Genomic DNA, 23321 nt, shown 5'->3' with positions numbered 1-23321 from the left:
ACGGCTTGTCAGCAAGTACCATCAACCTCAACTGATACCGCCAGCACTATGACGTATCCGCTCAGCAGCCGCGAGGACATAGTTGATACTATTCATGGCGTGCAAGTGGCCGATCCGTATCGCCACTTAGAAGAAAACACGCCTGCGACCAGTGCATGGGTGAGCGCCCAACAAGCCTTTGGAAATGATTATCTCGCCGCTATCCCGAATAAGCAGGTGATTAGCCAGCGTATTACTGAGTTATGGGATTACGAGAAAATTGCCGCCCCATTTGAGCATGGCGATAATCAATTTCAATTTAGAAACGATGGTTTGCAGTCACAATCGGTACTGTTTGTTACCCCTAAGCATGGTGAAATGCGGGTATTGCTCGATCCGAATCAATTATCTACGAACGGTACCGTGGCGTTATCTGGCGTTGCCGTAAGCCGTGATGGTAAAACCTTAGCGTATGGCGTGTCGAAATCCGGTTCAGACTGGCAAACCTGGCACTTTTTAGATGTCGCCAGCGGTAAGAAACTGGCAGACAACTTAGAGTGGATTAAGTTTTCTAGTGCCAGTTGGGATAATGACAATCAAGGCGTGTATTACTCGCGCTATGATGCGCCAACAGGTGGCGATGCCTTAGCCGACGTCAATTTTAATCAAAAGGTCTATTACCATAAAATTGGCACTTCTCAAGCTGATGATAAGTTAGTGTATGAGCGCCCGGATAATAAAGAGTGGGGCTTTGGCGCAGAAGTATCTGATGATGGTGACTATTTACTACTGTCGATTTCCCAAGGAACCGATCCGCGTAATCGCGTCTTTTACCAACCCTTAAAAAAGGCCAATGCGGATTTTGTGGAGTTGTTACCTGAGCTTGACGCTGAATATGCTTTCTTAGGCAATGATGGCGAGCGCTTTTACTTTAAAACCGATCTTGACGCCCCTAATGGCAAAGTTATCGCCATCGATATCAATCAACCAGAGCGTCAACATTGGCAAACTATCATTGAGGAATCATCCGATCCTATCGCTAGCGTCGCTATTATTAATGATCACTTAGTGGTGAGTTCATTGCATGACGTGTTAGGCCAAGTGACTATCTATAGTTTGTCTGGTCAAATGCGTAAGCAACTGCAATTACCAGGAAAAGGCGCCATTGCTGGTCCTTATGGTAAGCGCGCAAATGATTATTTTTATTACAGCTATAACAGCTACATCCAAGCCCCAAGTGTTTATAAGTATGATTTTAAACAGCAAACATCGAGCTTAGTGGCTGAGGCAAAAGTCGCCTTTGACCCTAATGATTATGTTTCTGAACAAGTATTTTATAAGAGTAAAGATGGTACCTCAGTACCTATGATGATTTCCTATAAAAAGGGACTCGTTAAAAATGGCGCTAATCCAACCATGTTGTATGCCTACGGCGGCTTTGCGATTTCAATGACGCCAAGATTTAACCCTGCCAACATAGCATGGATGGATTTAGGCGGTATTTATGCGGTGCCAAGCTTAAGGGGCGGCGCTGAATATGGCGAAAATTGGCATCAAGCCGGGATGTTAGATAAAAAGCAGAACGTGTTTGATGATTATTTTGCGGCAGCGGAATATCTGATTAATGAGAAATATACCTCTGCTGATAAAATGGGCGCTTATGGTCGCAGTAATGGCGGTTTATTAATGGGCGCGGCTTTAACTCAGCGCCCTGAGCTATTTGCAGCGGTATTACCCGCTGTTGGCGTGCTCGATATGCTGAGATTCCAAAAGTTCACTATTGGCTGGGCATGGGTCAGTGAATATGGCAGCAGCGATGTTAACGAGCAGTTCCCTACGCTATTGGCATATTCCCCGTACCACAATGTCAGTGAACGTTCGTATCCAGCAACTATGGTGATGACAGCGGATCATGACGATCGGGTGGTGCCGTTACACAGTTTTAAATTTGCGGCCATGATGCAAGCTAAGCAGCAGGGCAATGATGCCATTATTATGCGGATTGAATCGAATGCCGGTCATGGCGCCGGAAAACCCACGGCAATGAACATTGCTGAACAAGTCGATATCTATGCTTTCTTATGGCATAACTTCGGTTTGATCTTACCTACTGAGCTGAAGTGATTTAGTTGTAAACGCTGGGAAAATAGCATTTTTCCCAGCGCGTTAATCTTTTATCTGTGACCATTCACAAGCGCAAGTTGGACAGGTATAGTAGGCCGCAATAAATCCTAATATTTTGTATTTTATTTATGTTTATTTGGCCTATATCCGTTTATTACGAAGATACTGACGCCGGTGGTGTTGTGTATCACGCCAACTATCTTAAATTTTTTGAACGGGCCCGCAGCGAATGGCTCGCAAACATTGGTATATCGCAAACTCAATTGCTGAATGAAGATATGGCATTTGTAGTCAAGCACGTATCAATGGACTTTAAACGCGCCGCGCGTTTTGAACAGAAATTAACAGTGCATTCAGAAGTGGCTTCAATGTCAGGCACTTCCATTAAATTTATGCAGCGATTGTGTGATGATCAACAAGCCTGTTATTGCGAGGCAGAAATAGTCGTTGTCTGTGTTCAGTTATCAAAAATGCGCCCCCAAGGTATTCCATCATTTATTAAGCAGGAGTTGTTAAGTGCACGCTGATATGTCGTTTATTGGGTTGTTTTTACAAGCCAGCCTTTTGGTTAAATTCGTCATGCTGACTTTGTTAGTGTTGTCGATTGCCTCATGGGGCGTGATCTTCCAACGTCGCGCCTTATTGGCGAAGACGCGCGAACTGTCGTTGCAATTTGAAGACAAATTTTGGTCGGGGGTTGATCTTGGCCGTTTGTATCAAGAAATGTCGAGCCGCGACACGCCTGAACTGGGTTTATCTAACTTATTTGTCAGTGGCTTTAAAGAATACTCGAAATTGCGCAATCTCAGTAATCGTGTGCCTGAAGCTGTGATGGATGGTACTTATCGCGCCATGCGCGTGAGCTTAAACCGTGAACTCGAAAAACTTGAAAGTCATTTATCATTGCTGGCGACCATAGGTTCAACCAGTCCATACATAGGCCTATTTGGTACTGTATGGGGGATTATGAACGCCTTTATCGCCATTGGTACGGTAGAAAATGCGACATTAGCCATGGTGGCGCCAGGTATTGCAGAAGCCTTGATTGCAACCGCCATGGGCTTATTTGCCGCAATTCCAGCCGTTATTGCATTTAACCGCTTTACTGCCCAAGTTGAAAAACTGGAAATGCTTTACGCCAACTTTATGGAAGAATTTACCAGTATTTTACATCGTAAAGCATACAGCGAGCGAGACAGTCAGCAATGATGCAAGCATATCAACGTAAACGGCGCCGCCCCGTTGCTGAGATCAACGTGGTACCTTATATCGACGTAATGTTGGTACTACTTATCATCTTTATGGTGACGGCGCCGATTGTGACCCAAGGGGTAAAGGTTGAGCTGCCACAAGGTAAAGCGGAAACGCTGCCGGCTGACAGTAAACCGCCTGTCGTGGCTTCAATTGATGCTGATGGTGAGTACTTTTTAGATATTGGCGCTAGTCAAAATCGCGAGCCACTGGATTTAGAAGAAATAGCGATAAGAGTTGCTGCGATTATCCAGTTAGAGCCGAAGCGGCCGATTGTGGTAAAAGCGGATAAAAATATTCCCTATGAACGAGTGATTCAGTTAATGGTAACGTTACAAGGGGCAGGTGTACCTGCAGTAGGTTTGATGACAGATCCCGTGGAGGCAAGTAAGTGACCTCGAAATCTAGTCTGAGATTACCTATGGTAGTGTCGGCGGGCATACATATTACGGTTATTGTGATTTTAATTATTGGGGTTAAGTTTGAGACCAAACCTAACTTACCCCCGCCAAGTAGCACGCAAGCGCTACAAGCTGTCATGATAGATCAAAAACAAGTCACGGCTCAGGTTGAAAAAATAAAACAGCAAGAGTTAGCGACTAAACGTGAGCAACAACAAAGGCAACGAGACTTAGAAAAGCAAGCCACATTAGCTCGACAAGAACGTGAGCGTGAGCAGCAAAAGATAAAAGAGTTGCAGCAAGAACGAGTTCAAAAGGAAAAAGAAACTCAGTTGGCGCAGCAGCAAGCAAAAGCGGCTCAAGTAAAGCAGCAACAAGAGAATGAAAAAGCTAAACAAGCGGAAGCTGTGCGAGTGGCTAAAGAAGCTGAGCGCAAAGTTGCAGAAGAGGCTGTAGCCAAAGCGCAGCAAAAGCAGAAAGAGCAAGAAGTTGCCGCTAAAAAAGCTGAAGCTGAGCGTAAGCAGAAAGAAGAAGCTGCCGCTAAAAAAGCCGAAGCTGAGCGTAAGCAAAAAGAAGAAGCCGCCAAAAAAGCTGAGGCTGAGCGTAAAAAGCAATTGGAAGCTGAGCGGAAACGTAAGGCTGATGAAGCCGCCCGTTTAGCGCAAGAGCAACAGATGCAAGATGCATTAGCAGCAGAGCAGGCATCGTTATCACAAACGCGTAATCGCCAAGTGATGTCAGAGGTAGATCGCTTTACCTCTATGATCAAAGCTACCATTCAACGCAATTTAGCGGTGAATGATAGTATGCGAGGCAAGAGTTGTACGGTTTATTTGCGTTTAGCCAATGATGGTTTTGTAACGGCCAGTAAGACAGTCGGGGGAGACCCTCAAGTATGTCGAGCAACCGAGGCCGCTATTAATAAAGCAGGGCGTTTACCTGTATCATCACAAGCGGATGTGTATAACAAGATGAAAGAAATTAATTTGACAGTACAGCCGGAATTTCAGTAAGGGAATCTAATGAAACGTTTTTCTCAACTAGTTGTTCTCTGGGCGCTTTTGCTGGTATCTCCAGCCAAAGCTGCACTAGATATTGTGATTACTGAAGGGGTGGATGCCTCGCGACCTATCGCCATTATGCCATTTGTGTGGCAGGGACAAGGGCCAGCGCCACAAGCGATTGCGGATGTAGTGACTGCTGACTTGGCCCGCAGTGGCAGTTTTAAACCATTAGATGTACGCAGTTTGCCGCAGCAAAACATTAGTCAAATTGCTGAGTTTACGCCGAATTTATGGGCAAACGTTGGCGCAGAGGCTTTGCTCATTGGGGCGATTAAACCTTATGGTAATAATCAGTACCTCGTGAGTTTTGAGCTGATTGATTTGTTAAAAGCGCAGATGCAGCAGTCTGGCGCTAATTTAAACAAAGCAGATTTATTAATGGATAGCCGTGAAACCGTCATTAGCGAAGCGCAGTTTCGTCAATATGGTCACAGGATCAGCGATATTGTTTACGAGAAACTGACCGGTGTGCGTGGCGCGTTTTTAACTCGTATTGCTTATGTGGTCGTTAATCATAAACAGTCGGCACCATATCAGTTAATGATTGCTGATTATGATGGCTATAACGAACAGATGTTACTGCGCTCACCTGAGCCATTAATGTCACCTTCTTGGTCACCTGATGGTCGTCAATTAGCCTATGTGAGCTTCGAGAACAAGCAAGCCGAGATTTTTGTGCAAGACATCTATAGTCAGCAGCGCAAAAAGGTCACTAGTTTCCCTGGTATTAACGGTGCGCCAGTATTCTCTCCGGATGGTAAACAGTTAGCGGTGACTTTATCTAAAGATGGCCAACCTGAAATTTATACCGTTACCATAGCCACAGGCGCAGTCAAGCGAGTCACTAATCATTACTCTATTGATACTGAGCCGTCATGGTTCCCTGATGGTCAATCGATATTATTTACTTCTGAGCGCGGTGGCCGTCCACAAATTTATAAGGTAGATTTGGCCACAGGCAAAGTGAACCGTATGACATTTGAAGGCGAGTGGAATTTAGGTGGAACTATTACTCCAGATGGTCGCAGTATGGTTTTTGTAAACCGCACCAATGGTAAATACAATATTGCTCGAATGGATTTAGATACTCGCTTTATGCAAGTTCTGACATCTACTCGTTTGGATGAGTCACCAAGTGTGGCGCCAAACGGCAGCATGGTCATTTATGGCACGACACATAATGGTCGCCAATTATTAGCGGCAGTGTCCATGGATGGTAGATTTAAGGCAAGGCTACCGGTGGGAGAAGGGGACGTTAAATCGCCTTCTTGGTCGCCGTTTCTTTGAATGAATAATAATTGACAACAAGGAATAATTAATGAAATTAACTACTCTGTTAAAAGCTATGGCTGTAAGTATCCCGTTACTGACATTAGGTGCTTGTAGCTCTACTGACTCAGATCTGGAATCAAGCGGTTCAGAAGGCAGTGGCTACGAGACTGGTGCTGATAACTACGGTGTTCAAACTGGTGGTGTTGGCGCTATGCTGAGCCCAGAAGAGCAGCAAAGACAGAAAATGGAAAACCTGCGTAAAGAAAACATTATTTACTTTGATTTCGACCGCAGTGACATTCAACCAGAATACGCTGAAATCATTCAGGCACATGGTGAGTACTTAGTCGCTCATCCAAATGTACGCGTATTGATTGAAGGCCACTCAGATGAGCGTGGCACCCCAGAGTATAATATTGCACTGGGTGAGCGTCGTGCTCAAGCGACCGCTAAATACTTACAAGGTATGGGCGTTCAACCAAGCCAAATGTCTATCGTGAGCTATGGCGAAGAGAAACCATTGGATTTCTCAAGCACTGACGATGGCTTTAGCAAAAACCGCCGTGCGGTAATGGTGTATTAAGACAAAGGATGAGTGCAATGAAAAAGTCGTTAATTGCCGCTTTGATCTGTGTCAATTCAAGTGTTGCTTATGCCGCACCTGCGCCTGTGGAAGATTTAAGTTCGGGTTCGAGCGATCAACGTTTGCAGCGAATTGAGCGAGTGGTTAAAGCTAAACAACAAACTGACTTTGCGTTACAGCAACAAGTTGACCGTTTACAGCAAGAGGTTCAAGACCTTAGAGGCTTGATTGAGCAGCAAAACTATCAGTCGGAGCAGATGTTGCAGCGCCAGCGTCAGCTCTATGATGATATTGCTAAGTTACAACAAGCTCCTGTAGCACCACCTGTGGCGAGCATTGCACCTACTGGAGTCGCTACCCCAAAAGTCGTGGCTCCGGCAACCACTGAGACTGTGATTAATGACACCACTACGCTTAGCGAAACGGCAAGTTATGAAAATGCGGTCAATCTGGTGTTAAAGCAGCGTCAATATGATCAGGCAATACCGGCCTTCAAAGAGTTCATTGCGACTTACCCGCAATCCACTTATGCGGCGAATGCTAATTATTGGTTAGGGCAGTTGTTATTTAATAAAGCTGAGCTGAATGAAGCCAAAGTCGCATTTGATACTGTGGTGACTAAATTCCCTGATTCGAACAAGCGCCCAGATAGTTTGGTGAAGCTTGGGTTGATTGCAGAGAAAACCAATCAAGCTGCTTTAGCAAAAACTTTATATACTCAAGTACGTAAAGAATACCCCGAATCGTCGGCGGCAAGAATTGCCGCTCAACAGTTAGCGGGTTTATAAATTTATCGCAGCTCTAGGGCTGCGATTTTTCGTTATAATTCTGAATAAGTTTTATCACTTCTGTGGCAAATTCCTATATTTATTAACTAATGTAGATGCTAAACATATAAAAAATAAACTGTTAGACTGTTTTTGCTGCAAACAGTTAGAAAATAGGAATTTAGGCTTGCATGGGATTCTGAAAACGGTATTATAGGCGCCCTCAGAACGGCGAAGGTCAAAATGAGAAACGAAAGGTGTATCTAAGCCTTTCAACGATGGGTCGTTAGCTCAGTCGGTAGAGCAGTTGGCTTTTAACCAATTGGTCGAAGGTTCGAATCCTTCACGACCCACCACTTCTTCTACTAGTGGTTAAATAAGTAGGCACTGTATGGGTCGTTAGCTCAGTCGGTAGAGCAGTTGGCTTTTAACCAATTGGTCGAAGGTTCGAATCCTTCACGACCCACCACTTCTTCTACTAGTGGTTAAATAAGTAGGCACTGTATGGGTCGTTAGCTCAGTCGGTAGAGCAGTTGGCTTTTAACCAATTGTCGAAGGTCGAAGGTTCGAATCCTTCACGACCCACCACTTCTTCTACTAGTGGTTAAATAAGTAGGCACTGTATGGGTCGTTAGCTCAGTCGGTAGAGCAGTTGGCTTTTAACCAATTGGTCGAAGGTTCGAATCCTTCACGACCCACCACTTCTTCTGCTAGTGGTTAAATAAGTAGGCACTGTATGGGTCGTTAGCTCAGTCGGTAGAGCAGTTGGCTTTTAACCAATTGGTCGAAGGTTCGAATCCTTCACGACCCACCACTTCTTCTGCTAGTGGTTAAATAAGTAGACACTGTATGGGTCGTTAGCTCAGTCGGTAGAGCAGTTGGCTTTTAACCAATTGGTCGAAGGTTCGAATCCTTCACGACCCACCACTTCTTCTGCTAGTGGTTAAACAAGTAGGCACTGTATGGGTCGTTAGCTCAGTCGGTAGAGCAGTTGGCTTTTAACCAATTGGTCGAAGGTTCGAATCCTTCACGACCCACCACTTCTTCTACTAGTGGTTAAATAAGTAGGCACTGTATAGGTCGTTAGCTCAGTCGCTTTTTATAAAGCTAGGGCAGTTGGCTTTTAACCAATCGGTTGATAGGTTTTAATCCTTCACGACCCACCACTTCTTCTGCTAGTGGTTAAACAAGTAGGCACTGTATGGGTCGTTAGCTCAGTCGGTAGAGCAGTTGGCTTTTAACCAATTGGTCGAAGGTTCGAATCCTTCACGACCCACCACTTCTTCTACTAGTGGTTAAATAAGTAGGCACTGTATGGGTCGTTAGCTCAGTCGGTAGAGCAGTTGGCTTTTAACCAATTGGTCGAAGGTTCGAATCCTTCACGACCCACCACTTCTTCTACTAGTGGTTAAATAAGTAGGCACTGTATGGGTCGTTAGCTCAGTCGGTAGAGCAGTTGGCTTTTAACCAATTGGTCGAAGGTTCGAATCCTTCACGACCCACCACTTCTTCTACTAGTGGTTAAATAAGTAGGCACTGTATAGGTCGTTAGCTCAGTCGCTTTTTATAAAGCTAGGGCAGTTGGCTTTTAACCAATCGGTTGATAGGTTTTAATCCTTTACGAACTACCACTTCTTCTACTAGTGGTTAAATAAGTAGGCACTGTATGGGTCGTTAGCTCAGTCGGTAGAGCAGTTGGCTTTTAACCAATTGGTCGAAGGTTCGAATCCTTCACGACCCACCATCTTTTGCTTATACTCGAAATCTAAGATTCAATCTGATTTATCTTCAGCATATTGTTACCGTTATTCAATTAGTTTCGTATTATTGAATCCTACTGCTTAAATTCCAATAGAATCTGACTGCTTATTGCAATCTATCAATGTTTTGCACTCCAATATCCATCAAAAATCACCGGTAGATTTTTAGCTAATATACTTATTGCTAATATAGTAAATTAGTTACTTGGTTCAGAGTGGCCTCTATTAAATAATAATGAGGAGGCACTATGAATAAAGGGTTGTTATCTGACGTTGCAAGTCTAGGGTTATTATCGCTCAGTTCAGCGGTACAGGCTGGTACGTTAGAGGATACTAAGGTGACATTCGGCGGATACGCTAAAGCAGTCGCAATGTTCAGTGATTATAGTAACGGCGCACCGGATTCAGGTGATTTATCTCGACAATTCTATGTGCCTGGCACTATTTATGGTGTTCCTGGTAATGGTAAACAAGTTGTCGATTTTCACGCTCGTGAGAGTAGATTTAACTTTCAAGCAGTGAATGATATTGATGGTCATAAGATCACAGGTTTTATTGAACTTGATTTTATGACAGTGGTAATGAGCGCGTCTCGAACAGTTATTCTCCAAGGCTTCGTCAAGCCTATATTAGCTATGACAATTGGTTAGCTGGGCAAACGTGGACGACATTTCAAAATCCAGCGGCATTACCGGAAAATTTAGACTTTGTGGGTGCAGCGGATGGCACGCCTTTTGTCCGTCAAACTCAAGTTCGTTATACCCATGGGGCGTTACAGTTCTCCCTCGAAAACCCAGAGACAACATTAACCCCTAATGGCGGTGGCCCACGTATTACCAGCGGTTCTGGTGTTATCCCCGATGCCGTTGCTCGTTATAACTTTGAAAGTTCAGGCGGCGCTAAATTTGCGTTAGCAGGTATTGCCCGTCAACTTAAAATAGATCAAGCAAACCTTGACGATAATACCTTAGGTTATGGCGTCAGTTTTTCTGGCGTGGTTCCCGTTGGTAAAGATGATTTTAAATTTACCGCGACCTATGGCGATGGCTTAGGCCGTTATTTAGCTCTCAATTTTGCTAATGGCGGTGTGGTGAATAATAGCGGTGATATTGAAACGATTAAATCGTATGCCGGATTTGCAGCTTATCGTCATTGGTGGAATGAGCAGTGGCGTAGCAGTGTGACAGTGTCTGGATTTAAAGCGGATAATCAGCTGGAATATACCGGTGGTGCGGCCAATAAAGAGGCTTATTCAGCTAATATAAACTTATTATATTCGCCAATAAAACCATTAACTGTGGGGGTTGAATATATGTATGCGAGCAACAGCCAAGAAAGTGGATATGATGGCTCGTTAGATAGCGTGCTAGAAATTTAAAAATTAGCCTGACACAGAATTTTGAACGCCCTCACAACGGAGGCTTAAGTGTTTTCACTAAGCCTCCGTTTTTACATTAAAGTAATTGCTGATCTTTAACGTACTGTTCAAAATCCGTGCAGCCACCGACATGAACTTTATCGACTAAGATTTGCGGCACTGTTGCTACAGGCTTGCCAATCGTTATTTCTAAATCTGCTTTACTGATCCCATCTGCATACATGTCTATGTATTCAAACTCGAAATCGTCACGTTTTTCGGCCAATGTTTCGGCTAATTGAACTGCTCTAACGCAGTATGGGCAGCCTGGGCGACCAAAGATAACAACGTTCATTACAACTCCTTCATTCTAGGTTTGTGGTGTTATATCACAGCTAAGCTCAGTGTCAAAGTGAGCTATGGGTTTGATACTTGCCTTGGTAGTCAAAATAGCTTTGTTGCAGATCCCAGCCTTTTTTATTTTTTTTCAATAAGAGGAGATCGGGTGCTCTAAAGGTATGTTGGTCACTGACAATTTGTTGTGCTTGTTGGTAGCGTGGTGGTTTGATCCCGGGAGTGCGGCTATGAGGATAGATAAAGAGGGCATATAAGGCTCGTAGTTGCGCAGGTGTTTGCATACTAAAGCGGCGACAGTAGTCATTGCCATCAATATCTAGATAGCGCACAGTTAAGCCCGTAGGGTTAACTTCAAGGTGCATTTCATGCACTTTAAATAAATGATGCTGCTGTTTTTTTAGAATTTGTTTCAAATGAGTATCAGGATCAACTAACACTGACTGGCATTGATGACATTGACGGGCGGCAATATCATTTTCAGCGCCGCAGTCAGGACAAATACGTGCGCGAAACCGATACTGACATTGCTGATTATCATTCGATGCCTGACATCGGCGGCCATAATGCTCAATAATATCGCCGTCACCATCTGTTTTACCCCAAAAGGTATTAGCGAAATCACAAGCAGGGCAGATGACTTGTACGGGAACCGATTGACTATCAGGCTTAGGGCGACCAATTTCTGGATAAAATAGTGAAAAACCATTGGCTGCATAATCTATGACTAAACAATCGGTTTTATCTGGTGCTAATCGTAAGCCTCGTCCCACCATTTGTTGATATAAACTCACAGATTCAGTTGGGCGTAATATGGCAATAAAATCCACGTGCGGCGCATCAAAGCCTGTGGTCAATACTGACACATTGACTAAATATTTAATTTTCTGAGCTTTAAAGTCGATGAGCAAGGTATCGCGACTGGCATTATCCGTATCTGCAGTCACAATCGCTTTGGTTTCATCTCCGAGTAATTTCATTATCTCCTGCGCATGCTTTACTGTGGCCGCAAAAATAATCACGCCCTTACGTTCGGTTGCTAACGCCTTAATTTGTTTTACTATGGCTGTGGTTGCGCGGCCACTGGTATTGAGAATATGACTGACCTGCTGTTGATTAAAATAGCCGTCACTATTGCGCTCTACTTGAGTGAAATTGTACTGAGCTTCAATGGCGTCAAATACCTTCGGCGGCGTTAAATAGCCTTGCTTGATCAAGGGACGCAGTGGTAACTCAAAAATACATTGCTCGAACATCGCCCCATCGGGATTGCCGACTTTGCCATGATAATGGTGACGAAAAATAAAACCTTGGCCTAAACGATAGGGAGTCGCTGTGAGTCCAAGCACTTTAATATTGGGATTGATGCTACGCAGATGATGTAAAAATGCTTGGTATTGGCTGTCTTTGTCATCGCTTATACGGTGACATTCATCAATGATCACTAAGCTAAAGGGCTCATTGAAACTATCAAGTGCGCGGCAAGCGGATTGAATACTGGCTACCACAGTTTTGTGCTGGGTCTGTTTGCTGTTAAGTCCGGCAGAATAAATACCTGCGCGTTCAGTCAGTAGGTTGATTTTCTCTGCATTTTGAGCCACTAACTCTTTAACGTGAGTTAACACTAATACTCGCCCTTTAGCGAGTTTAGCTAATTCTGCAATCACTATGCTTTTACCCGCTCCAGTCGGTAAGACGATAACGGCTGAACCGGATGAGCGGCGAAAGTGTTCAATGGCAGCGTTAACGGACGCTTGCTGATAATCTCGAAGTTGTATGGAAGACAAGAGCAATAATAGTCAAAAAATAATGAGCGATTGTAGCATGAGACGCGCATGAGTGAAGTCTCAGTATGTTTGGGTGACAGGTATAACTTACCGCCTTAAAAATGAGAGCTAATAAAAAAGGATAAGTCGATGACTTATCCTTTTTTGTAGTACGAGCTCTATAGGTTATTTGGGAGTTATAAAGGCACTTGCTTAGCTATCGCTGCGGTTTAAGCGCGTATCAATCAAGCTATCTATGACAGATGGATCCGCTAAGGTAGAGGCATCACCCATGTTAGTGACTTCATTAGCAGCAATTTTGCGCAGGAAGCGGCGCATGATCTTACCTGAACGTGTCTTTGGTAATCCTGGCGCAAATTGAATTAAATCTGGCGTTGCTAACGCGCCGATTTCTTTACGCACCCATTGGCGTAACTCTTGGCGTAGTTCTTCACTAGGCTCGCTATCTCTGGTGAGCGTGACATAGGCGTAAATACCTTGTCCCTTAATATCATGGGGATAGCCCACAACCGCAGCTTCGGCTACTAATTCGTGTGCTACTAATGCACTCTCAACTTCAGCAGTACCTAATCTATGGCCAGAGACGTTAATCACATCATCGACGCGGCCAGTGATCCAGTAGTAGCCATCTTCATCACGTCTAGCGCCATCTCCTGTAAAGTACATGCCTCTAAAGGTTTTAAAATAGGTCAGCACGAAGCGTTCATGATCGCCATACACAGTGCGCATTTGTCCAGGCCAAGAGTCGAGTAACACCAGATTACCTTCTGCGGCGCCTTCAAGCAGGTTACCCATGTTATCGACTAATGCCGGTTGCACGCCAAAGAAGGGGCGAGTAGCGGAGCCAGGTTTTGTATCTGTGGCACCAGGCAGAGGTGTAATTAAAATACCGCCTGTCTCGGTTTGCCACCAAGTATCGACAATCGGGCAATGCTCATGACCAATCACTTCATGGTACCAGCGCCAAGCTTCAGGATTAATTGGCTCACCGACAGAGCCCATAATGCGTAAACTTGCGCCGCTAAAGTTGGCAAATTGTTCTTTACCTTCGGCCATTAATGAACGAATTAAGGTGGGGGCTGTATAGAGGATATTGACTTTGTGGCGGTCAATTATCTCACCTAATCGTGCTGGATTTGGATAGTTAGGTACTCCTTCATGCATCAGCATAGTGGCACCATTAGCCAGTGGTCCATAGACCATGTAGGTATGACCTGTGATCCAGCCAATATCCGCGGTACACCAGTACACTTCGCCAGCTTTGTAATCGAAGACATATTCATGGGTCATAGCAGCATATACAAGGTAGCCACCAGTGGTATGTAACACGCCTTTTGGGTTGCCGGTTGAGCCTGAAGTGTAAAGCAAAAACAATGGGTCTTCAGCGTGCATTTCTTCAGCAATACAGTGAGTTGATGCGGTAGCCGTTAACTCGTGCCACCACACATCGCGGCCTGTTTGCCATTGAATGTCACCACCAGTGCGCTTAAGAACAATCACGCGCTCAACGCTAGTCACATCAACTTTATTGAGGGCTTCATCGATATTGCTTTTGAGTGGGATTTTTCGGCCAGCGCGCAAACCTTCATCTGAGGTGATGACGACTTTGGATTTACCGTCAATGATACGTGAGGCAATTGAATCAGGAGAAAAGCCACCAAAGACGACTGAATGCACGGCGCCTATTCGGGCACAAGCCAGCATAGCGACTGTGGCTTCAGGCACCATAGGTAAATAAATAGTCACCACATCGCCTTTTCGTACCCCTTGGCTGCGTAGCGCATTGGCAAATTGACATACCTGAGTATGAAGCTCGGCATAGGTAATCTTGCGCTGCTCGCTGGCATCATCACCTTCCCAAATAATGGCGGTGGTGTCGCCTTTGGTTGCTAGATGTCTATCTAAACAGTTAGCCGAGGCATTAAGTGTGCCGTCATAAAACCATTTAATGAATAAATTATGATCATCATAGGAGGTATTCTTCACCTTAGTGAATGGCTTGATCCAATCAATTCGTTGACCATGTTCACGCCAAAATCCTTCAGGGTTAACCACAGATTCTTGATACATCTTTTTATAGCTAACTTGATCTATATGGGCTGTTGCAGCTATGTCCGCGGGGACTGGGTAAAGTGACGGCGCGCTCATAAGGGCTTCCCTTTAAAGGTGTTAAATGTAGTTTGAGTATCCAATGCACTGCGGCTCAACTCCATTAGACCTTGGTCTAGTGCCATTTTTCCTTTATTTTTTAGCCTGTTGCAAACGTTTGTTGACTAGATTTTATTCGCTTTTTACCGCACAATCGATGCGATTCTCTCTCCAAGGAAAATGACATGAGCTTGACGTTGGCCGTAGGTGTAATTGCCATTTGCTATGTGTGTTTGCTGTTCGTCTTAGCGTACACAGGTGAGCGTCGAGTCGGGCGGTTGCCACTGCGGATCAGAGAAATCATTTATGGCTTGAGCCTTGCTGTCTATTGCTCGTCGTGGAGTTTTCTTGGCACTGTCGGTCAAGCCGCCAACGATCTTTGGTCTTACATTCCCATTTTCTTAGGCCCAATTTTAATTTTTACTTTTGGTTTTGGTCTCTTGCGCAAAATGGTGTTGGTCTCTAAAGCGCAGCACATCACCTCAATTGCTGATTTTATTGCCGCTCGCTATGGCAAGTCCCAAAAATTAGCAGCGCTCGTTACCTTAATTTCCGTGATTGGCATCATGCCGTATATCGTCTTGCAACTTAAGGCGATGGTTGCCAGCCTGGCATTATTTCAAACCCAGGCACCCAGCGATAATGTATTGGTTCCTTTGGTGATTAGTGCGCTGCTGGCCATATTTGCGATTTTATTTGGCACTCGTAAATTGGATGCGACCGAACATAACCCTGGGATGATGCTTGCCATTGCCTTTGAGTCCGTGGTTAAGCTCGCGGCGTTTTTATTACTTGGGCTAGTCGTTAGTTTTTATATGTTCAACGACATAGGTGATATTTGGCGCCAGGCCAGCGCGCAAGGTTTGATCCATGGTTCTAGCCTTAATATCGGTAATATGCTGCCTGAGTTAATTGTGGGAATGGCTGCTTTCTTATGCATACCGCGGCAATTTCATGTGATGGTCGTTGAATGTGAAAGCGATAGCATGTTAAGGCGTAGTCGCTGGATTTTCCCTGCTTACTTAGTCTTATTTGGAATTTTTGTGGTGCCGCTCGCGCTGGCTGGTAATTTATTACTTGGGGCGAGCGTTGCCCCTGATACTTACGTGATTAATTTACCGCTTAAACATGACATGTCTTGGTTGGCAGTTATTGCCTTGCTTGGCGCCATATCGGCCGCAACGGGCATGGTCATTGTGGCTGTAGTGACTATCAGTACCATGATGAGTAATGAATGGTTACTGCCACTGATGCTACGCACTGGCGGTATTAATCAAAAAAGTTTTGGTCAGTTTTCACAAATGCTGCTTAAAAGCCGCCGAATTTCCATCGTGCTGATCCTAATGCTTGGCTATATCCATTATTTATGGCTAGGTGATAGTGACAGTTTATCCAGTCTGGGAATGTTGTCTTTTGGCGCTTTCGCCCAATTGGCTCCCGCTGTTATTGGCGGTTTATATTGGAAAAAAGGCAACCGCAAAGGTGTCTTTCTCGGACTTGCCACAGGTTTTACACTCTGGGGATTTATCTTAATCGATAGCATGAATGCCCATCAATTGGCCATCAATTCAGCCTTAACCTTTGACAGTTTTACTCCTGAAGTCAGTGATACCTTGTGGGCGCTTATCGCCAATGCTGGCGGCTATATTTTAGGTTCCTTGTGGTTTAGAGCTGGCGTGGCTGAGCGTATTCAGGCCAGTAGCTTTGTGAGTCCTAATAATTTCAAGCGCACTCAAACTAAACGCCAAGTGATAATTTCGCAGCAAGACTTATTGATCCTTGCGAGCCGCTTTGTATCACCCACTAAAGCCTATGAAAGTTTTAGTCGCTTCTCTGCGGATGCTGTGAGTCCCGATAGTTGGCACAAAGCAGCCCCCGATAACTTAGTGGAACATACCGAACACATGTTGGCACGGGTGTTAGGTGCTTCTAGCGCGGCGCTGGTGATGGATACTGTGTTAGAAGGACGCGAGTTAGGCCTAGATGAAGTGATGAACTTGGTGGATGACGCTTCTACTAAAATTATTCTTAGCCAAGATATGCTAAGAGGCGCCATCGAGCATGCTTACGAAGGCATGAGTGTGGTCGATAAAGATTTCAACTTAGTGGCGTGGAATAAACAATATGTGGAGTTATATCAATACCCAGAGGGTTTTTTAAAAACCGGAATGGGAATTAGTGACGTCATTCGCTTTAACGCTTCGCGGGGATATTGTGGACCTGGCGATGTTGAGCAGCAAGTGAGCACTCGGATGCAGCATATGAAAGACGGCTCAGCGCATAGTTCAGAGCGTAAGCGCCGAGATGGCAGGGTTATTAAGATACAAGGCAATCCTATGCCTAATGGCGGCTTTGTGATGACCTTTACTGACATTACTCAATACCGCCATCAAGAGCAGGCACTGCGTGAAATGAATGAAACGTTAGAGGTGCGGGTATCTGAGCGTACTCGGGAATTAGCCTTGCTCAACACTGAGCTAATTTCGGCCAAAGCCCATGAAGAACAAGCCAATGCCTCTAAGAGTCGATTTTTGGCCGCCGTTGGTCATGATTTAATGCAGCCTCTGAATGCTGCGCGCTTATTTACCGCCTCGTTAGCGCAATATTCGGCGCTGGATGATGAAGCGCGCAAAACAGTGGGACATGTTAATCAATCTCTTAAAATTGCAGGCGAACTGCTGACCGATTTGCTCGATATTTCAAAACTTGATTCCGGCACGGTTGAAGTCAACCGTCAGGATTTTGCCATTGCCGATTTACTCGATAACTTGGGCGTAGAATTTAGTGCTATGGCGGCTGACTGCCATATTGATTTCACTCTAGTTAAATCCTCGTTAGTGGTGCATAGCGACATCGCTTTACTAAGGCGTATTTTGCAGAATTTTCTGACTAACGCTTATCGTTATGCTCGCGGTAGTAAAGTGTTACTGGGATGCCGTCGCCGAGGTGATAACGTGGAAATTCAAGTAATAGATACTGGCTGCGGAATTGAACATGAGTATATTCAAGACATTTTTAGGGAATTTAAGCGCTTAAATCAAAGTGGCAGTGAACAAGTGAGCGGCCTAGGGTTAGGTTTAGCCATAGCTAAGCGCTTAAGTATCATACTTAATAACGAGCTTAAAGTGAGTTCAGTCTATGGTTCAGGTTCCATGTTCTCGGTAGTGGTACCTCTTGGCAGTCAAGATAAAGTAGCGGCGCCAGTAATCATTAGGCCGTTAATGCCGACCTTAGCCGGCGTTAAAGTGTTATGCATCGATAATGAAGAAGCGATTTTGGCCGGGCTGAGTAGTTTATTGTCGCGCTGGCAGTGCATAGTCGTATGCGCGCCAAATTTAGCAGAGGCTAAAATCAATTTAGGCTTAAAAGGCATAGATCCTGACATTGTACTTGCCGATTATCAATTAGATAAAGGCGAAAATGGGTTAGATGCTATGGACGCCATTCGTGCCCATTATGGCGTCGATATTCAAGGGGTATTAATTACCGCTAATACCAGTCAGGACTTAATTGATGACGTCCGCGCGAAAGGGTTTCATTACATGGCCAAGATGGTTAAACCCGCGGCGCTGCGCGCCTTGATATCGAGCTTAGTGCAAAGATAGCTAGCAGATATTCAATTTAAGCTTTCAGGCAAGAGATAAAAACTCAACCATACTTAGATTTTGGAGGGCGTATGATCCTGGAAAATCTGAGTAATTATTTTTGCTGTGGCGGTAAACTCAAGCGCTATCGATATCATGCCGACTGCCTTGAAACTGATGTTTTCTTCAGCCTTTTTTTACCTGCTAGCGCTGAAACGACACGTTTACCTGTACTTTATTGGCTGGCTGATTGCGGTCAAGATGATCAGGATATTATGCGCTGTGGTCAGTTATTATCGTTAGCTGCGCGTAATAAAATGGTGGTAGTCAGCCTTGCGGGTATTCCTGCCTCGAGTCTGCTTGGTCGAAGCATGAGTCCATTTTTATATCTCAATGCCACTAAGTGTCCTTGGCAACAGCATTATCAGTTGTTCGATTTCATTCATAAAGAAATGCCACAAGTGATTGAAAGTCATTTCCAAGTGCAAGATTATCGCGCCATTGGTGGTATTGGGGCGGGTGGCCATGCCGCGCTGGTGGTGGGCTTAAGTCAGCATAAACGGTATAAAGCCATTTCAGCGATTAATCCGATTATTTGTCCAGCCAACAATTTTTCAACTCGTAAAATCCTTAACGAATCATTAGGTGAGCAAAATGGTAGTTGGCGTCAATACGATGTCTGTGAATTACTAGCGCTTGCTGTGAATCAACGGCCGGTATTGATATCGCAAGCAGAATTGGATCCAGAACAAGATATGCAAGGCACTGCGTCTTTGATTGAACAAGCAAGAAAAATTGGTTATCCACTTGATTACCGTATGCATCTTAATTATGACGCTAGTCATTGGTTTACCATGTCAGTAATTGAATCACATATGCAATTTCATCGGCTCTACAGTTGATGGTGAATGTTTCATGTCAAGCTATCCCAATATTCATTATCTGCCTAGCTGATTTGGACTATCCTTTGCAGATCCTTGCGAATAACAATTAGTGAGTTAGATGCATTCTCATAAGCAACTTGGAGTATTCAGTGTCGCGGCTTTAGGCATAGGTTCAATGATAGGGGCAGGGGTATTTGCTCTATTAGGACAAATTTCCATGGCAGTGGGTTCCCAAACCTCCCTAGTGTTCATCATTAGCGGAATTGCAGCCGTTCTCTCTGGTTATTCTTATGCGCGCTTAAGTGCTCATTTTCCGAATAAAGGCGGCGTAAATTATTATTTTAGAATTGGTTTACCGTCACAACGCCTGGCCAATGCCTTAGCCATTTTATTCTTTGTAACCTTAGTGCTGACGATTGCTATGGTTGCTAAGGCGTTTGGTGCTTATGGCGCGAGATTTGCCCATGAGTCGCAAAGTGTGGTACTTGGCGATAGTATCGCAACGGCTGGTATTATTATTTTAACTTGGCTTAATGTTATCGGCCCTAAAGCTGTAGGTCGGGTGGAATTGTGGTTAGTAGCCATTAAACTCGCCATTTTGGCGGTGTTTGTGGTGGCTGGCAGTTGGCAATTGCAACCGGATAAATTGGTTGTTCATCAAGCAGCGCCTATGGTCAATCTATTAGCGAGTTTAGGCTTAGCATTTTTTGCTTATTCAGGTTATGGCATGATGGCTAATGCCGCTGCCGATGTTAAAAATCCAGAAAAAACAATGCCACGGGCGTTTATGTTAGCCATCTTATTAGTCATGGTTGTTTACGTCTTGTTGTCTTTGGTGGTGCTTGGTAATGTATCACCTGCGCAATTATTAAAATACTCTGATACTGCAGTTGCTCAAGCCGCGGAGCCCGTACTAGGTAATGCAGGTTTTATTATGGTGCTACTTGCGGCCTTAATTGCCACGGCATCCTCGGTCATAGCCAATATCTTTGCGTTATTTAATGTCAGTGATGATTTAGTGGAACAAAGATTGCTGCCTAAGATGTTTAAAAAAGGGGGTGCTTCAATTAGCCTCGGTATGTATTTGGTGTTAGCAGTGACTTTGATATTGACCAATTTTGTTGATCTTGCCTCTCTGGCTTATGTTGCCAGCGCGACATTTCTGCTGTGTTATTTAGCTGTGTTTATTTGTGCTTGGCGCCTTAGACTGGTGTTGCATGCCAATAAAATCTTATTGCTATTAGGTTTCAGCCTGATGGTATTGATCATGGTGATGTTTATTTACAATCTTATTATCACTTTCCAATATACAGCGTTGATTATTTTAGGGATGAGTTTATTAGTGAGCGCTTGGTTGGGTGGAGTGCGCCATAGCCATGATTAATGAGCGCGACTCACAGTGCACTGATTAATTGAGTGCCGTAATAAATTTAGTGCAGTCATAAATTAAGCTATTTGAATGTCATTCAATTTTCCATAAAAACTAGCAAGGATGAACCCTCTGTGTCATTAACATCCTCCGTATTGGTTATTTGCGCCCATCCAGCTATGCATAGGTCGGAAATAAACCGTCCTATGTTTGATATTGCGTCCACTATTAATGGCGTCACAGCGATTGATCTTTATGCTTTATATCCTAATTTTCATATTGATATTGTGACTGAGCAGCGGCGCTTACTTGATCATCAAGTGATTATTTTTCAATTTCCCTTGTTTTGGTATTCAATGCCAGCGTTGTTAAAAGAATGGCAAGATTTGATTTTGCAATACGGTTTTGCCTACGGTAAGGGGGGAAATTCATTAGTGGGTAAACAGCTTATTTGCGCCATTTCGGCAGGAGCTCAAGCGAGTGCTTATAGCGTTACAGGCGATAACCACTATCCAATAGCCAATTACTTACTCCCTATTGAACAAACAGCACGCTTAACCCAAATGCAATATCATCAACCCTTAGTGTTATATGGCGCAGGGCTTGCCAAAGAAGATCAACGCTTAGCGAGTCATTTACATCATTGGCAGGAATTTTTAATCGCTTGCGTAAATCATGCCGGGCAAGCATCAAACCTTAGCGAAGTGTTGGCTGGGTTGAAGGATAAATCACAGTGACGGATTATTTTATACAAGCATTTATTTATTTGTTCGCGGCAGTGATTACTGTGCCTTTAGCTAAGCGTTGGGGCCTAGGTTCGGTACTAGGCTATCTTATTGCAGGGGTGTTTATCGGTCCAATTTTTGGATTGGTTGGGCAAGAAACTGAAACGATTCAACACTTTGCAGAATTTGGTGTGGTGATGATGTTGTTTTTGGTTGGGCTTGAACTGGAACCTAGAATGTTATGGCAAATGCGCCATAAGTTACTTGGTCTTGGCGGGCTACAGTTAGTACTAACAGCTATTGCGCTAACTTATGGAGGCTTATTCTTTGGCTTAGCATGGGAAACGGCGCTCGCTATTGGTTTAATCTTGGCCTTATCGTCAACCGCCATAGTATTGCAAACCTTTAGTGAAAAAGGCCTAAGTCAAACCCATGGTGCCCGCAGCGCATTTTCCGTATTACTATTTCAAGATATTGCTGTGATCCCCATGTTAGCGCTGTTGCCATTATTGGCTGTGGCCGAATTTGGACATCATAGTAATATTCAAGAGGCGGTTTCGCCGAGTTTATCCATAGTCTCGGGTCTATCTGGTTGGGCATATACCTGCGTTGTGGTTGGCGCAATTGCTGTGGTAGTGATAGGTGGTCATTACCTTAGTCGACCATTGTTTAAATTTGTGGCGAGTGCGGGGTTAAGAGAAGTGTTTACTGCGACCGCACTTATGCTAGTTGTCGGTATCGCCGCTTTGATGAGCCTAGTGAATTTATCCCCAGCACTGGGGACTTTTTTAGCTGGCGTAGTGCTTGCCAACTCTGAATTTAAACATGAATTAGAGTCAAATATTGAGCCATTTAAAGGCTTGTTATTAGGGCTGTTCTTTATGACAGTTGGCGCTAATATTAACTTCTCCTTATTGTTTTCAGAATTTTTCTTAGTGCTACTGCTTGTTTTAGGCTTAATAGTCATTAAAGCCTTAGTGTTATTAGTGCTGGCGAGATTGTTTTCCGTGCGTCAATCTGATGGCTGGTTATTTGCCTTAAGCTTGGCGCAAGCGGGAGAATTTGGCTTCGTGTTATTAGCCTTTACCCAGCAGCAGCAAGTGATCGATAGCCATATTGGTGGGCTACTATCTTTGGTGGTGGCTATTTCAATGTTTTTAACCCCAGGGCTATTTGTCTTATATGACAAGTATATTTTACCCAAGTATCGAGATAATACTAATCAACGTGATGCTGATGATATTGATATCAAAGGTAAAGTGATTATTGCTGGTATAGGTAGATTTGGACAAATAATCAATCGTTTGCTGGTGGCAAGTGGTGTTTCTACTGTGGTATTGGATCATCAGGCGCAGCAAGTGGATCTAATGCGGCGAATTAATATGAAGAGCTTTTTTGGTGATGCCACCCGCCCTGACCTGTTACACACAGCTGGCATAGACGAGGCCGCATTATTAGTGGTGGCCATAGATAACAAGGAGCAAGCCGTTAGCTTAGTGGAATATGTCAAAATGACCTATCCACATATAAAAGTATTTGTGCGAGCCTATGACCGCGGTCATGGCTATCGGCTTAAACTGGCTGGCGCTGATTTTGTGGTTTCTGAAACTTATTATTCGGCCTTAGAAATGGCCAAGCAAAGCCTAATTAGTTTGGGTGAACATCCATTTCAAGCGAGAAATAAGCAGCTGACCTTTGCGAGTTTAGAAGCTAAGCATCAAAAGCTCTTGTTTGAATTGTGGCGTAAATCTTCAGCGGATGACAAATATAGTACTGATTTTAAGGACTTATTTTTACAGTTGGAAGTCGCTATGAGTGAAACCTTATCTGAAGTTGAGCAGCCCCATGGGCCGCATCGGTCGTGGGCTCCCCCCCCTAAGGATTATCAGGCGCCAAGCGATAATCATTAATG

The 23321-nt window shown here is 44.3% G+C and carries 16 protein-coding genes, 12 tRNA genes and 1 pseudogene; 26 read left to right on the top strand and 3 right to left on the bottom strand.

The window, feature by feature from the left end; genetic code table 11:
• The first annotated feature begins 48 nt into the window (after positions 1-48).
• From FJQ87_RS12185 to FJQ87_RS12085, 21 genes and pseudogenes are all read left to right on the top strand, one after another.
• Positions 49-2103, top strand: a complete 2055-nt coding sequence (locus tag FJQ87_RS12185) for a prolyl oligopeptidase family serine peptidase (protein ID WP_240778921.1) — start codon at positions 49-51, stop codon at positions 2101-2103.
• 128 nt (positions 2104-2231) lie between these two features.
• On the top strand, positions 2232-2630 hold the full coding sequence (gene ybgC / locus FJQ87_RS12180; RefSeq protein WP_140932851.1) for a tol-pal system-associated acyl-CoA thioesterase: 399 nt from the start codon (positions 2232-2234) through the stop codon (positions 2628-2630).
• The gene (gene tolQ, locus FJQ87_RS12175) at positions 2620-3312 is read left to right on the top strand and encodes a protein TolQ (RefSeq protein ID WP_140932850.1); all 693 of its coding nucleotides are present in this window, start codon (positions 2620-2622) and stop codon (positions 3310-3312) included. Before ybgC ends, tolQ begins: the two co-directional genes overlap by 11 nt.
• On the top strand, positions 3309-3749 hold the full coding sequence (gene tolR / locus FJQ87_RS12170; RefSeq protein ID WP_140932849.1) for a protein TolR: 441 nt from the start codon (positions 3309-3311) through the stop codon (positions 3747-3749). The genes tolQ and tolR overlap by 4 nt, the downstream gene beginning before the upstream one ends.
• Positions 3746-4768, top strand: a complete 1023-nt coding sequence (gene tolA / locus FJQ87_RS12165; RefSeq protein ID WP_140932848.1) for a cell envelope integrity protein TolA — start codon at positions 3746-3748, stop codon at positions 4766-4768. Before tolR ends, tolA begins: the two co-directional genes overlap by 4 nt.
• Positions 4769-4777: 9 nt before the next feature.
• The gene (tolB, locus tag FJQ87_RS12160; protein ID WP_140932847.1) at positions 4778-6106 is read left to right on the top strand and encodes a Tol-Pal system beta propeller repeat protein TolB; all 1329 of its coding nucleotides are present in this window, start codon (positions 4778-4780) and stop codon (positions 6104-6106) included.
• Positions 6107-6137: 31 nt separating this feature from the next.
• Positions 6138-6674 (top strand): peptidoglycan-associated lipoprotein Pal, encoded by a 537-nt coding sequence (gene pal, locus FJQ87_RS12155; protein WP_140932846.1) that lies wholly within the window; start codon positions 6138-6140, stop codon positions 6672-6674.
• Between the two features lie 17 nt (positions 6675-6691).
• Positions 6692-7462, top strand: a complete 771-nt coding sequence (gene ybgF, locus FJQ87_RS12150; protein ID WP_140932845.1) for a tol-pal system protein YbgF — start codon at positions 6692-6694, stop codon at positions 7460-7462.
• Positions 7463-7721: 259 nt separating this feature from the next.
• A tRNA-Lys gene (locus FJQ87_RS12145) sits at positions 7722-7797 on the top strand.
• 37 nt (positions 7798-7834) lie between these two features.
• Positions 7835-7910 (top strand) — tRNA-Lys (locus FJQ87_RS12140).
• Between the two features lie 37 nt (positions 7911-7947).
• Positions 7948-8029 (top strand) — tRNA-Lys (locus FJQ87_RS12135).
• A 37-nt stretch (positions 8030-8066) separates the two neighbouring features.
• Positions 8067-8142, top strand: a tRNA-Lys gene (locus tag FJQ87_RS12130).
• Positions 8143-8179: 37 nt separating this feature from the next.
• Positions 8180-8255: transfer RNA gene (locus FJQ87_RS12125), tRNA-Lys, on the top strand.
• A gap of 37 nt (positions 8256-8292) precedes the next feature.
• Positions 8293-8368: transfer RNA gene (locus FJQ87_RS12120), tRNA-Lys, on the top strand.
• Between the two features lie 37 nt (positions 8369-8405).
• Positions 8406-8481 (top strand) — tRNA-Lys (locus FJQ87_RS12115).
• A 163-nt stretch (positions 8482-8644) separates the two neighbouring features.
• Positions 8645-8720 (top strand) — tRNA-Lys (locus tag FJQ87_RS12105).
• Between the two features lie 37 nt (positions 8721-8757).
• Positions 8758-8833, top strand: a tRNA-Lys gene (locus FJQ87_RS12100).
• 37 nt (positions 8834-8870) lie between these two features.
• A tRNA-Lys gene (locus tag FJQ87_RS12095) sits at positions 8871-8946 on the top strand.
• A 37-nt stretch (positions 8947-8983) separates the two neighbouring features.
• Positions 8984-9072: transfer RNA gene (locus FJQ87_RS18705), tRNA-Lys, on the top strand.
• Positions 9073-9109: 37 nt separating this feature from the next.
• Positions 9110-9185: transfer RNA gene (locus tag FJQ87_RS12090), tRNA-Lys, on the top strand.
• 264 nt (positions 9186-9449) lie between these two features.
• Positions 9450-10579: pseudogene (locus FJQ87_RS12085) on the top strand (DcaP family trimeric outer membrane transporter).
• Positions 10580-10655: 76 nt separating this feature from the next.
• Here the strand turns inward: FJQ87_RS12085 and FJQ87_RS12080 are convergent.
• The 3 genes from FJQ87_RS12080 to acs all read right to left on the bottom strand — a co-directional run bounded on the left by FJQ87_RS12080 (position 10656) and on the right by acs (position 14847).
• Positions 10656-10913: a GrxA family glutaredoxin gene (locus FJQ87_RS12080; protein WP_140932844.1), complete on the bottom strand. Its 258-nt coding sequence runs from the start codon at positions 10911-10913 to the stop codon at positions 10656-10658.
• Between the two features lie 52 nt (positions 10914-10965).
• A complete protein-coding gene (locus FJQ87_RS12075; RefSeq protein ID WP_140934102.1) occupies positions 10966-12690 on the bottom strand; it encodes a DEAD/DEAH box helicase in 1725 nt (574 codons plus the stop codon).
• Between the two features lie 201 nt (positions 12691-12891).
• On the bottom strand, positions 12892-14847 hold the full coding sequence (gene acs / locus FJQ87_RS12070) for an acetate--CoA ligase (protein ID WP_140932843.1): 1956 nt from the start codon (positions 14845-14847) through the stop codon (positions 12892-12894).
• 185 nt (positions 14848-15032) lie between these two features.
• Here acs and FJQ87_RS12065 point away from each other — a divergent pair, with 185 nt between their 5' ends.
• The 5 genes from FJQ87_RS12065 to FJQ87_RS12045 all read left to right on the top strand — a co-directional run bounded on the left by FJQ87_RS12065 (position 15033) and on the right by FJQ87_RS12045 (position 23319).
• Positions 15033-18452: a PAS domain-containing hybrid sensor histidine kinase/response regulator gene (locus FJQ87_RS12065; protein WP_140932842.1), complete on the top strand. Its 3420-nt coding sequence runs from the start codon at positions 15033-15035 to the stop codon at positions 18450-18452.
• Between the two features lie 71 nt (positions 18453-18523).
• Positions 18524-19333, top strand: a complete 810-nt coding sequence (locus tag FJQ87_RS12060; protein WP_140932841.1) for an alpha/beta hydrolase-fold protein — start codon at positions 18524-18526, stop codon at positions 19331-19333.
• Positions 19334-19433: 100 nt separating this feature from the next.
• Positions 19434-20699, top strand: a complete 1266-nt coding sequence (locus FJQ87_RS12055) for an APC family permease (RefSeq protein WP_140932840.1) — start codon at positions 19434-19436, stop codon at positions 20697-20699.
• Between the two features lie 119 nt (positions 20700-20818).
• Positions 20819-21421: an NAD(P)H-dependent oxidoreductase gene (locus tag FJQ87_RS12050; RefSeq protein ID WP_276613140.1), complete on the top strand. Its 603-nt coding sequence runs from the start codon at positions 20819-20821 to the stop codon at positions 21419-21421.
• The gene (locus tag FJQ87_RS12045; protein ID WP_140932839.1) at positions 21418-23319 is read left to right on the top strand and encodes a monovalent cation:proton antiporter-2 (CPA2) family protein; all 1902 of its coding nucleotides are present in this window, start codon (positions 21418-21420) and stop codon (positions 23317-23319) included. The genes FJQ87_RS12050 and FJQ87_RS12045 overlap by 4 nt, the downstream gene beginning before the upstream one ends.
• Positions 23320-23321 lie beyond the last annotated feature (2 nt).

The sequence above is a fragment of the Shewanella sp. SNU WT4 genome, assembly GCF_006494715.1.
Lineage (GTDB): Bacteria > Pseudomonadota > Gammaproteobacteria > Enterobacterales > Shewanellaceae > Shewanella.
The sequence above is the reverse complement of the archived record's forward strand: the minus strand, read 5'-3'. Positions and strand labels throughout refer to the sequence as shown.